This is a genomic window from Treponema sp. (assembly GCF_024696245.1).
Classification (GTDB): domain Bacteria; phylum Spirochaetota; class Spirochaetia; order Treponematales; family Treponemataceae; genus Treponema_D.
The window spans coordinates 1-12,324 of sequence record NZ_JAILGZ010000034.1 but is presented as its reverse complement, the minus strand read 5'-3'; the positions used below and the strand labels follow the sequence as shown (position 1 = coordinate 12,324).

At 38.0% G+C, this 12,324-nt stretch carries 8 protein-coding genes and 2 tRNA genes; 7 read left to right on the top strand and 3 right to left on the bottom strand.

Annotation, left to right across the window (positions count from 1 at the left end; translation table 11 throughout):
* The first annotated feature begins 12 nt into the window (after positions 1–12).
* Positions 13–3,648, top strand: a complete 3,636-nt coding sequence (locus K6D58_RS02510; protein WP_296827214.1) for an NADase-type glycan-binding domain-containing protein — start codon at positions 13–15, stop codon at positions 3,646–3,648.
* Between the two features lie 97 nt (positions 3,649–3,745).
* On the opposite strand, the gene K6D58_RS02505 is transcribed toward K6D58_RS02510, so the two are convergent.
* Positions 3,746–4,024, bottom strand: a complete 279-nt coding sequence (locus K6D58_RS02505; RefSeq protein WP_296827212.1) for an HU family DNA-binding protein — start codon at positions 4,022–4,024, stop codon at positions 3,746–3,748.
* A gap of 189 nt (positions 4,025–4,213) precedes the next feature.
* Between K6D58_RS02505 and K6D58_RS02500 the strand changes: the two genes are divergently transcribed.
* The 4 genes from K6D58_RS02500 to rpmE all read left to right on the top strand — a co-directional run bounded on the left by K6D58_RS02500 (position 4,214) and on the right by rpmE (position 6,661).
* Positions 4,214–4,287, top strand: a tRNA-Val gene (locus K6D58_RS02500).
* 7 nt (positions 4,288–4,294) lie between these two features.
* Positions 4,295–4,367: transfer RNA gene (locus K6D58_RS02495), tRNA-Pro, on the top strand.
* A 93-nt stretch (positions 4,368–4,460) separates the two neighbouring features.
* A complete protein-coding gene (gene rho, locus K6D58_RS02490) occupies positions 4,461–6,266 on the top strand; it encodes a transcription termination factor Rho (RefSeq protein WP_296827210.1) in 1,806 nt (601 codons plus the stop codon).
* Between the two features lie 179 nt (positions 6,267–6,445).
* Positions 6,446–6,661: a 50S ribosomal protein L31 gene (rpmE, locus tag K6D58_RS02485; protein ID WP_296827209.1), complete on the top strand. Its 216-nt coding sequence runs from the start codon at positions 6,446–6,448 to the stop codon at positions 6,659–6,661.
* A gap of 192 nt (positions 6,662–6,853) precedes the next feature.
* Here the strand turns inward: rpmE and K6D58_RS02480 are convergent, their stop codons facing one another.
* Together K6D58_RS02480 and K6D58_RS02475 are read right to left on the bottom strand one after the other, a co-directional pair.
* Positions 6,854–7,567: a putative ABC transporter permease gene (locus K6D58_RS02480; RefSeq protein WP_296827207.1), complete on the bottom strand. Its 714-nt coding sequence runs from the start codon at positions 7,565–7,567 to the stop codon at positions 6,854–6,856.
* Between the two features lies 1 nt (position 7,568).
* Positions 7,569–8,702: a class I SAM-dependent methyltransferase gene (locus K6D58_RS02475; RefSeq protein ID WP_296827205.1), complete on the bottom strand. Its 1,134-nt coding sequence runs from the start codon at positions 8,700–8,702 to the stop codon at positions 7,569–7,571.
* A gap of 185 nt (positions 8,703–8,887) precedes the next feature.
* Between K6D58_RS02475 and K6D58_RS02470 the strand changes: the two genes are divergently transcribed.
* Together K6D58_RS02470 and K6D58_RS02465 are read left to right on the top strand one after the other, a co-directional pair.
* Complete coding sequence (locus K6D58_RS02470) at positions 8,888–10,507, top strand: DEAD/DEAH box helicase (RefSeq protein ID WP_296827204.1); 1,620 nt, start codon at positions 8,888–8,890, stop codon at positions 10,505–10,507.
* A gap of 29 nt (positions 10,508–10,536) precedes the next feature.
* The gene (locus K6D58_RS02465; RefSeq protein ID WP_296827202.1) at positions 10,537–12,177 is read left to right on the top strand and encodes an ABC-F family ATP-binding cassette domain-containing protein; all 1,641 of its coding nucleotides are present in this window, start codon (positions 10,537–10,539) and stop codon (positions 12,175–12,177) included.
* The last annotated feature ends 147 nt before the right edge of the window (positions 12,178–12,324 follow it).

The following is a 12,324-nucleotide window of genomic DNA, read 5'->3' as shown; positions in this document are numbered from 1 at the left end:
CAGGAGTAAAAAATGTTTTCTTGTAATTTTAAAAAGTATTTATTTTTATTTGCAGTTACTTTTATTTTTATTTCAGGACTTTCAGCCGGCGATTTTAAAGGGGATATTAAAAAACTTGATTCCTATATCCTTAAATGCCGGGAAGGAAGCCAGGATAAGCCTGCCAGATATCAGATTAAGCCTTCGTCCGGTAAAATTGATTCTTCATTCTGGCAAAAACTTGCTCAATCCCTTGACTCTAAATCCAACTGTATTTTTTATGTAAACCTGTCGGCTCTGTCTGTTGCAGAGGGAAAGGAAAATGAGGAGATTCCTTATAATTCAATTACTTCAGTTAAAAGTCTTGGGGGAATAAAGCTGCCTTGCGGACTTACATCTGTTTCTTCCTATAGTTTTTCTTCCTGTGCCAATCTTGAATATGTTTATTTTCCTCAGAATACAATTCACCATATTGGATATCAGTCTTTTTCTTCCTGTCCTCTTCTAAAAGATGTTTATCTTTATGATTTTGACGGTTATCTGGATGAAGCCTTTAAGTACTGTGACAGCCTTAAGGTAGTTCATATGCCGGACCATCCAATTTACTGTTCTTCTTCCGGGGGCTATTATCAGCATTCCTTTGGAAATACTCCTGTAGAAAGCGTAGTTACTCCTTCAAAAACCTTTACCTATGAAGAATGGGTTGCTTATAACAGGATTATGGTTCCTGAGTATGTGGCCGTTAAGGAAGTCAGGGCCAGTTCTGTTCTGGAAGATAAATATAAGGAAAGTAATATCTGTAATGCCGGTTATGAATGCTGGGTTGAAGGTTCTCCTGGAGACGGAAAGGGGGAATGGATTGAACTTATTTTGGAAAAGCCTGTAACAATTAATATGATTACTGTAAAAAACGGGTTTGGAAATCTTTCTTATTACTGGAAAAACAACCGTATAAAAAAAGCCCTCTTTATTTTTGATGGTGATGAAAAAAATGCCCTGCCGGTAGAGTTTAGGGATAATCCTTCTGCAGAAAGTATTTATATTGGAAAATATGATTCCCTTTGTTCTAAGGTAAAAATTGTAATAGAAGATGTTTATCAGGGCAGTCTTCCTGATAATGACTGCTGTATTGATGAAATCTGTATTAATGCTGCAATAGACAGGCAGAGGGTATACGGAGCTTATTATAGCAGTGATGAAGTAATTTTCCGCTATGATCCTGAACGTAAAAGAATGCTTAAAGGTCTTTATGAAATTGATGTTGGTTCTGAAAATGTAAAGGAAAAGGATGGATTTATTCTTGCAAGGGCAGTTGACTGGGAAAGCGGAGAGAAATACTGGACAAGACCTAATTTTTCTTTAAGGGGCACAATGCTTAATGGGTTTTTTCCTGGAACAGGAGGCGGTCATTCTATAAACGAGTATGCAATGTTCTTAAATCCAGACGGCAGGCATTACCTTTTTACCTGGCATGAGGAAACTGCTGGTTGTCCTATATCTTATGATCCCTGTCTGGAATTTTATGTGTGGGAAAATCAGACCTGGAATATAAAAGAAAATATGTCCGGGGAAAAGTCTCTGGAAAATGCTTATGCACTCCTAAAAAAAATAGAGGGAAGACCACTGGGCTTTAGATTTTCTATTGACGACAGGTATTACACCGGGGATTATTCCATGACTTTTAATATTTACCCGGTGGAAAAACCTTCTTTTGCAGTTACCCTGGAACTTCCTTATGAGAATAGTATTTTTATGCCTTATGAAAAAACTGCTGAAGCTGCTGCTGCTTTTGGAAGTTCTGAAGATTTTAAGAATGATGGCAGCCTTTATGAGAAGCTTGAAAAGTGTAAGGCAGAAAATACAAACCTTCTTCTTTATTCTGCCGCCTTTAATGAAGACCCGGCAATGAGTGAATATCTGATTAAGTGTGGTTTTGCTGTTACAGGTCAGGATGTTGAGGATGACTATTATGGAGATAAGTCTATGTCTGCCCTGGAAGCCTGGAAGTATGGAGGCAATAATAATCAGGTGTCATCCCTTCTTTTAAAGCATGGAGCTTCCTATTCAGAAAAAATGCTTATTTCTGCCTTTGACAGGGATAACAGGGCTGAGTTTGAAAAGACTGCTGCCCTTGTTACTTCCTATAATGAAACCCTTAATCATATTACTTTCCAGATAGGCCGGGAGGATAATGAAAAACTTAAGTATTATTTTTCTGTCCTTAAAAAGCTTAACGTTGACTTTGAAGAAGCTTATAAAAAGAATTCTTCGGAAAAGGGCTATTCCGGAAGTCCAATGGAAGTTTCAATCAACATGCGGGACCTTGATATGGCAAAGTATTTTCTTTCTTTAGGAATGAAGATACCTGAACATATGGAAAATAACTATGGTTATACTCCTTTGTGCTATCTTGGTGACAAATATACAGAATGTATGAGGGACCGGGATTATTATCGGGCTTCAAATGATTCAGTATATGCAGAGTCTTATGCAAAAGCCGGAAAAAATGCTATGGATATGATTCTCTGGCTTTTTTCTCAGGGTGTTTCAGCCGGAAGCTGTAATCTTTCAGGAAAAAATATTCTTCATATATTTGCCTCAGAAAAAATTGACGGCTATGCGCTGGAAATAGTCCGTCTTTATATTAAGCATGGGCTGGATCTGAATGGAGTTTCTAAGGGCGGGGAACATCCTCTGGAAGTATTCCTTGAAGAAACTTACAGGAAAAAGGTATACAGCTGGGATAGTGATGAAGATGACTATATTACAGAATACAGTCAGGTATGGACAAAGGAAGAAATGGACTTTCAGAATATTCTTCTTGATTCAGGAGCCTGGGCTGAATATGCCCTTTATTATTTGATCAGGGAATATGATACTGCAGATCTTCTTGATAAAAATAAGATTACAGGCAGGACATTTAACTGGTATTTTGATAAGGCAAAGGGAAGAAATATAATTGCTAATTCCATGCATTATAATGATACAAATGAGAAGTCTGTGGTACTTATTTTGCTGGAAAAATATAAATCTGATCCTGATTCTTCTTCCATCTTAATAAAAAAATTCCTTGATGCAGGATATTCAGTGGATGGAATTATTTACTACAACAGGGAATGGTTTGGCTTTGAATATTTTTTATTTGAAAGTTTCAGCTACTGTGATCTTAATGGTGAAAAATCTTCAAGTTATAAGGAAATCTTTAAACTTCTTATGGAAAGGGAAGATAAAGCTAAGGTACAGGCTGCCTTAGATAAGGTTTTTGAAGATTTACTGTCCAATATTTATTTTGATATTCTGCCTGAAGATCTTTTTGAAAAGGTTTCATTCTTAATTGAATGCGGGGCTGACTGGAATAAAAAGGTTGAAAAAAAATATGAGGACAGGAAGGTGGTAAGATGTCCGGATCTTCTTGTATCCTGTGGTCCTGACATCTGGGATTTTCCTTTTGAGTACCTGGAAGAAACAGCCTATGATGATGACTATGAGTTTTATTATGATGAATCAAAAATGACGGAAGAGGATTTTAAGCTTCTTGATGAAGGAGCCCTTCCCTATATAAAGACCTGCCGCTATCTTATAGAGCTTGGGGCAGGGGATGTACTTACAGAAAAGGCCTTTAAAAAAGCAAAGGTTCCGGCCAGGGTTTATAAACGTATTCTTAAATAGTTTTGTATATTCCTTATAAAGGGGACAAAAAAAATGAGCTGCATGTTTATATTAAACAAGTGCAGCTCATTTTTTTTATACCAGCTTTAAGTGGTAATTATTTCTTGTTTACAGCATCCTTGAGAGCTTTTCCAGCCTTGAATTTTGGAGCCTTTGAAGCAGGAATATGGATTTTTTCTTTTGTAAGAGGGTTAATTCCGTCTCTGGCAGCTCTTTCTGAAACAGTGAATGTTCCAAAGCCAACCAGTGCAACATCATCACCTGAAGAAATAGCTTTTGTTACGTTTTCAATAAAAGATTTAATTGCTGCATCTGCATCTTTTTTTGTAAGACCTGTGTCTTTAGCGATAGCGTCAACTAATTCTGTTCTTTTCATTTTGTTCTCCTAGATAAATAATTCCGGAATGTTGGTCCCGGAGTCTGATTTGTTGATTATACATCAGAAGCTGTGTAAATTCTAGTAGAATATAGGATTTTGGAAAGTAAAAAAAAATTTTTTTTGAGAAATTTTACGATTTCTTATTGACAAAAAAATCAATATTATATATATTCTAACCATTCATTTGGAGGATTAGCTCAGCTGGTACGAGCGTCTGGTTTACACCCAGAATGTCGGGGGTTCGATCCCCTCATCCTCCATCTGTACCGGGATGTAGCGCAGCTGGTAGCGCATCTGGTTTGGGACCAGAGGGTCGCAGGTTCGAATCCTGTCATCCCGACTTTTTCCTTTTCTTCAAATAAAAAAGTTGTTTTTCAGGTTAAAATCCCATAAAATTAATTAAATACCTATTTATTTTTATCATGGAGTTATTATGGCTATAATCAGACGCCGCTCTTCAGAATCAAAAGAATCAGAAACAGAAAAATCCCAGGCTGAACAGACAGTAGTATCCGATGCAGGTGAAGCTGCCCCTGTATCAGAGGAAAAAACAGAAGAAGTTAAGCCTAAGAGACGTAGAGTTGTAAGAAAAAGTGCAGTAAAAGAAAGTGAAGGTGAGACTGCTGAAAGTCCATCAGAAAGCCCTGCTGAATCAACAGAGCCTGGTGTAGAAGGAACAGCTGCTGCTGTAGAAGAAACTTCTGCTTCTGAAAGTAGTGCAGATCACAGTGAACAGCACCAGGAATCTTCTGAAGCTTCTGGTGAACAGACAAAGGAATATCAGCCAAGAAGATGGCAGAATAATAACCGTTATCAGAACAATGGAAATTATCAGAATAACAATAACCGTTATGGTAACCGCCGCTACAACAATTACAGAAACAATGAAAGAAACCTTCAGGAACGCCTTGAAGCTGTAGAAGCAGCACAGAAAATCGAAAACCCTGAAGAATACGAATCTAAACCACGTCTTGAAATCAATAATCTTACAAAAATGAGTATGCCTGAATTAAGAAACCTTGCTACCCAGTATGGTCTTCTGGCAGATGATCTTGCTCCTTTGAAAAAGCAGGAACTTATTTTCTTTATTCTCAAGGCTCACACAGAACATGGTGGTATTATTTTTGCCAGCGGTGCCCTTGAGATTCTTCCGGACGGATATGGATTCCTTCGTTCACCTCAGAACAGCTATCTTCCTGGGTCTGATGATATTTATATTTCACCAAGTCAGATTCGTCTTTTTAACCTTAAGACAGGTGATACTATTTACGGACAGATCCGCAGTCCAAAAGAAGGGGAGCGTTTCTTTGCCCTTCTTCGTATAGAAACAGTAAACTTTGATGATCCACGTGTTGCTCAGACCCGTGTTCCTTTTGAAAACCTTACACCACTTTATCCAAATGAAAAGCTTAGTCTTGAAACTGTTTCTACTGAATTAAGTGCCCGTATTGTTGATCTTTTTGCACCTATCGGAAAAGGACAGCGTCTTCTTATTGTTGCTCCTCCTAAAGCCGGTAAGACAACTTTAATGCAGAAGATTGCAAATGCCATTACAACTAATAATCCGGAAGTTTATCTTATTGTTCTTCTTATTGATGAACGTCCTGAAGAAGTTACAGAAATGGAAAGGGCAATTAAGGGAGAAGTTATTTCTTCTACTTTTGATGAACAGGCTACACGTCATGTTCAGGTTGCAGAAATGGTTCTTGAAAAGGCAAAGCGCCTTGTTGAACATAAGAAGGATGTTGTAATTCTTCTTGATTCAATTACCCGTCTTGCCCGTGCATATAACCAGACTGTTCCTACTTCCGGAAAGGTACTTTCCGGTGGTGTTGATTCAAATGCCCTTCATAAGCCAAAGAGATTCTTTGGTGCTGCCCGTAATGTAGAGGAAGGTGGTTCCCTTACCATTATTTCTACTTCCCTTATAGAAACCGGAAGCCGCATGGACGAAGTTATCTTTGAAGAATTTAAGGGTACCGGTAACTCAGAAATCGACCTTGACAGAAAGCTTGCAGAAAGAAGACTTTTCCCTGCAATCAATATTAAGAAGTCTGGAACCCGTCGTGAAGAACTTCTCCTTACAGAAGAAGAACTTCAGAAGATGTGGGTACTCCGTAAGGTTCTTAATCCTATGGAAGATGCCGATATTCTGGAACTTATTATGGATAAAATGCGTAAATCTAAGGATAATAATGCATTCCTTTCCATGATGAATACAGGAAGTGCTGCTGAGTAAGGTTCAGCAGGACTTTTATTGACTAAAGTAATAGTTTTCCTTATATTTAAGGAACTAAATAAATATTTCTTGTGGCTGCAATTTGCTTCCTAACAGTGATGGAATGATAGATGTGCCTTCGTTTGCACAAGCTAGTGGTGACTGGGGTTGCTTTGCTGTCGGGCAAGACAGGAGTTATTATGAAAGAGGGAATCCACCCAGAGTACAAACTTACAAAAATTACATGCGTTTGCGGTAATGTAATTGAAACACGTTCAACTGTAGAAAACATCAAGGTTGAAATCTGTTCTGCATGCCATCCTTTCTATACAGGTAAGCAGAAGCTTGTAGATACTGCAGGTCGTATTGACCGCTTCAACAAGCGCTATGGCATGAAGTCTGCTGAAGCAAAATAAGTTTGTCTTAAATGACATAAAACAGTCCTTTCTGTTTAATCGGAAAGGGCTGTTTTTTTTTATTCAGGCAGGGGACTTTTTGTAGAATGCAGCTGCAGGAGACTTGTGGAGAAAGCTTTGTCATACAGTGGTTTCCAGTAGTCTTAAGGAACAGGGCTGTTTTATGGTAAAGATGCCATGAGAATTACAGCCTTACTGACTTTTAAATATATCGTGAAGAAGTTCCCTGATGGATTTAATGTCAGATTTAAGAGGGAAGAGGAATCTTGTTTTTTCTTTAAGTTCTTCATTCTTTTTGCGGAAAGATTCCTTAAGGTTTTCGTATTTAATTATTATCTTTTCTTCTTTTGCAAATTTCCTGATTTTTGCAGAAAGCTTAAAGGTGTAGCATAAATCCAGGGTAAATACTCCCCAGAAAAATCCTACTGCAAAACTGAAGGTAAGGTGGTTTGTAAACCAGTAGAGCCAGGAAAGAATCCTTGGGTGAATTAAAAAATAATAAATGGCACTTAAAATAATCCAGTAAAAGGAATACTGGGGACATATAATGCCTTTTATGTTAAAGCGGTTTTTACTGTAGTCCCAGAGACGGATTTTCATTCCCTTGATAAAGATAAGGCCTGCTATATATTCAATGGTTGTAATACAGATGGACATGAATATAAAGAGTATGACTTTTTGTAAGGCAGGGGCTTTTATAAAGCTTACATCAGTAAAGGATAGTGAAAAAAGAATAATCAGGCTGAGGCCGTAAAGGGGTAAGTAGGGGCCTGTAAGGAAGCCGGGATTAAGCCACTTTTTTTCCGGGTTATTTTTAGAAAAAAATCTTCTCCAGAAAACTTCCAGTATCCATCCGGCAGTGCTGCCTGTAAAAAAGAGAAATGCCAGTACCAGTAAAATATTCACTTTAAGCCTCCTTTGGGTTTTGAAGCTTCCAGCAGCGGTGAATCTTTTTATTGCGGTAATCTTCAGGAATGCTTGATTCACTTATATCAGAAACTATTGTTCCTGGGGGAAGAAGGGCCTGGTCAAAGGAGAGTCGGCGGCTGTTTGTAGAAAAGTAAAGGGTTCCCTTATCATTCAGCAGGGAAAGGCATTTTTTTACAAGGTCAGGCCAGTCCCTGTTTATGTCCAGGGTGTGTTCCGTACGCTTGGAGTTGGAAAATGTAGGTGGATCCAGAATAATTAAATCAAAACGGTTGCTCCCCTGAGAATTTGGTATTTCTGCATTCATCTGATTAAGGAAGCCGTTTACATCCTGTCTTACAAATATATATTTTTCCGGGTCTGTAAATTCGTTTTTTTCCATATTGCGTTTAGCCCATTCCAGGTAAGTATTGCTCATGTCTACGCTGGTTACCCTTTTAGCGCCGCCTTCTGCTGCATAAACGGAAAAGCTTCCTGTGTAGCAGAAAAGGTTCAGGACACTTTTACCCCTGCAGCTTTCCCTGACGGTTTTTCTAAGGGGTCTGTGGTCAAAAAAGAGGCCTGTATCAAGATAATCGTCAATGTTAATAAGAAAAAGCTGTCCCTGTTCCTGGGTAAGGCGGAAAATATTTTTTGAGTCATTTTTCTGGTATTGTTCCCTTTTTTCTCCGTCACTTTGCTTTCTTCTTGTTTTTATTATGACATTTTCCTTTTTAATCTGCAGGCTTTCTGCTGCTGCCTGGGCCATACATTCAAGCCAGATTTCTTCTTCTTCCGGGTCTTTTTCGTAGGGACGTTCATAGAGGTAGAGTAAAAGGAAGCTTCTTTCTCCTTCTTCTGCAAGTATGGTTGCTGCTTCCGGACTGTTGGCAGAGATGGCTTCGTTTTTTCTGTTTATAAAGAGGGCTGCTTCTTCCTTTGTGTCAGTATAAGGTGGCAGAAAGGTATAAATATCTGCAGCCAGGGGAATTTCCGGAATATCCCTGTCGTAAAGGCGGAAACAGCTGATTCTGTTTTTTCTGGACCATTTTTTAAGGTTTTTAAGATTTTTTGTAAGGCGGTTTTTGAATAAATCTGCCTGCTGTTGGTTTTTCTGATTAATATTTGCGTTCACGCTTTGATTATAATGAATTTTATATGCCTTTAACAGTATAAAAAGAGGACCCCGGGGAATCAAAAAGGGCTTAAATAAGGCTAAAAAAGGCCAATGTTTACACAATTTATTATAAATGGTAGACTTAATTATAGGGTGGATAATTCTTTTTTTTTTAACTGACAAAATTTTTTTTAGGAATATATATGAAATTTAGCGAATTTACTTTGAATGAAAATCTCCAGAAGGGGATTGAAGGAGCCGGTTATGTTGATTGTACACCGGTTCAGGAACAGGTTCTTAATGCCAGTCAGCAGGGAAGGGATTTATACGTACAGAGCCAGACTGGTACAGGTAAGACAGCAGCCTTTCTTATTTCTGTAATCAATGAAATGCTTACAAGAAGTGATCTTTCTGCAAAGAAAGCCCTTATTATGGTTCCAACAAGGGAACTGGCCGTTCAGGTTGAAGAAGAATGCCTTAAGCTTTCTAAGGAAACAGGTCTTGTTTGTGCAAGTTTTTACGGCGGTGTTGGTTATGATAAGCAGGTTGCCCTTTTAAAGAAGGGTGTGGATATTATTATTGGTACTCCAGGCCGTGTAATTGACCTTCATGAAGGTAATCAGATGGATTTAAGCAGTATCGGCTTCCTTGTTATTGATGAAGCTGACCGTATGTTTGATATGGGCTTTTATCCTGAATTAAGCCGTCTTATAAAAGTTCTTCCTTCCAGCGAAAAACGCCAGACTATGCTTTTTTCTGCAACCTTGAATATTAACGTAAAGAATCTTGCCTGGGAGTATACCCGTAATCCGGAAGAAATTACTATTGAAGCTCAGAATATTACTGTTGATGAAATTGATCAGGTTCTTCTTCATGTTTCAAGTGATGACAAAATGAAGCTTCTTCTTGGAATTATTTCAAGGGAAAATCCGGAAAGCCTTATTATCTTCAGCAATACTAAGAAATCCTGCGAAATTATTGCAAAGCGTCTGCGTATGAATGGTCTTGAAGCTGAATTCATCATTGGTGACCTTCCGCAGAAAAAGCGTCTTGCAATCATGGATTCCTTTAAGGCTGGTAAGACAAAGTGTCTTGTTGCAACCGATGTTGCTGCCAGGGGTATTGATGTAAATGATCTTGCCATGGTTATAAATTATGACCTTCCTAATGAAGCTGAAAATTACGTACATAGAATTGGTCGTACAGCCCGTGCCGGTAAATCAGGAAAAGCTTATACTTTCTGTAGTGAACAGGATGTTTATTCCCTTCCGGCTATTGAACGTTATATAGAAAAACAGATCCCCTCACAGGTAGCAGATTCTTCTTTAATGGCAGAGGACAAGAGTGAAGGAACTTATATCCGTCTTGATTCATACCATGAAGATTACAATGACAAGAGTGAATTTGGAAAACGCCGTCAGCGTGAGTATGAAAAAAGCGGCAGAAACCGTAACCGTCATCATGACCGCAATAATAATGGTGGAAGAAGGGATCCTTCTAAGGGTCGGGGCCGTTATTCAATTCGTAATGAAGATGCTAAGAAAGAATACAAGAGGGATAGGAGAGTCTTTACTGAAGAAGAAACACAGGCTCTTGCATCTATGTCTACAGAAGAGCGCATGAAGATTTACAGACAGAAGTTTTCTAAGGGTAGTCCTGCTGGAAAAGATAAGTCTGTAAGCAGCAAGCAGAAGAACACTTCTTACAGAAATAATTCTTCTGTTAAAAATAAGGGTGCAGTTAAGAATAATTCAGTTAAAAAGGCTAAGCCAGAAAAGAAAAGCCTTTTTGGTAAGATAAAATCTTTCTTTTCAAAAAAGTAATTAATAAATAGTTTTCAGGAGTAAAAAATATGATTACTGTAAGTGACGTAAGCCTTAAATTCAGCGAGAAGCCGCTTTTTAAGGATGTAAACCTTAAGTTTATGAAGGGAAACTGTTATGGAATTATCGGTGCAAATGGTGCCGGTAAGTCTACCTTCCTTAAGGTTCTTTCTGGAGAAATAGAACATGATTCCGGTGAAATCAGTATGAGTGCCGGAGAACGCATGGCTATTTTGAGCCAGGACCACTTTAAATACGACGAATATTCTGTAAAAGAAACTGTAATGATGGGTTTTCCTAAACTTTACGAAATAGGTAAGGAAAAGGATGCCATTTATGAAAAGGCAGATTTTTCTGAAGAAGACGGAATAAAGGCTGCTGAACTTGAAGCTGAATTTGGTGAACTTGGTGGATATGAAGCAGAAAATCAGATTGAACAGATGCTTTCTGGTCTTGGTCTTGAAGAAGAAAATCATGACAAGATGATGAGTGAACTTGATGAAAGCCAGAAGGTTCGTGTTCTTCTTGCTCAGGCTCTTTTTGGTAATCCAGATTATCTTATTCTTGATGAACCTACAAACGGTCTTGATCTTGAAAGTATCGGCTGGCTTGAAGACTTCCTTCTTGAATTTGAAAACTGCGTTATCGTAGTAAGCCACGACCGTCACTTCCTTAATGCGGTATGTACTTATATTTGTGATATTGACTACGGAAAGATTACTCAGTTTACAGGTAACTATGACTTCTGGTATCAGATGAGTCAGGTGCTTCAGAAGCAGGCTAAGGACCAGCAGAAAAAGCGTGAAGATAAGATGGCTGACCTTAAGGCCTTTATTCAGCGCTTTGCTTCCAATGTTTCTAAGGCAGGACAGGCTTCCAGCCGTAAGAAGGTTCTTGAAAAACTTGAACTTGAAGAACTTCCTGTTACCAGCCGTAAATTTCCTTTTGTTGGATTTACACCTGACAGGGAAATCGGAAACTTTGTTCTTACTGCAGAAAAGATTAATACAAAAGATAGTGATGGAACAGTTCTTCTTGATAACTTTAGCCTTACAGTTCACCCTGGAGAAAAAATTGCATTTGTAGGTATGGAGCATAATTCAATTACTTCATTCTTTGATGTAATTTCCGGAGTAAAGAAGGCTGATTCAGGAGAGTTTACCTGGGGACAGACTACAAGTCAGACTTATATGGGCCGTGATAATTCATCATATTTTTCTAATGATATGAATATTACTGAATGGCTTAAACAGTTTTCTAAGGAACAGGATGAGTCATACGTACGCGGCTTTTTAGGAAGAATGCTTTTTTCTGGAGATGATTCCCTTAAGAAGGTTAAGGTTCTTTCCGGAGGAGAGAAGGTTCGCTGTATGCTTTCTAAGATGATGCTTTCCGGTGCCAATGTTCTTATTCTTGATGATCCTACAAACCATCTTGACCTTGAATCTATTGAAAGTCTTAACGAAGGTCTTGTTAAATTCCATGGTGTTGTTCTTTTCTCAAGTCATGACCATGAGTTTATTTCTACAATTGCAAACAGAATTATTGAGATTACTCCAAAGGGAATTATTGACCGCATGATGAATTTTGATGATTACCTTAAGGATAATCAGGTTAAGGAACTTCGTAAGGAATATGACGCAGGTACTGATAAAAAAATCCGTATCTGATAATTTTTAATTTTTATATAAGGGAACCTGCTGCTTTAGACGGTTAAGGTTCCCTTTTTTTTATTTAAAAATGAAATATAAAAAAAATAAAAAATTTTAAAAAAAATTCCCGAATTTGTGTGGTTTTTTGTTAAACGATTCAAATAT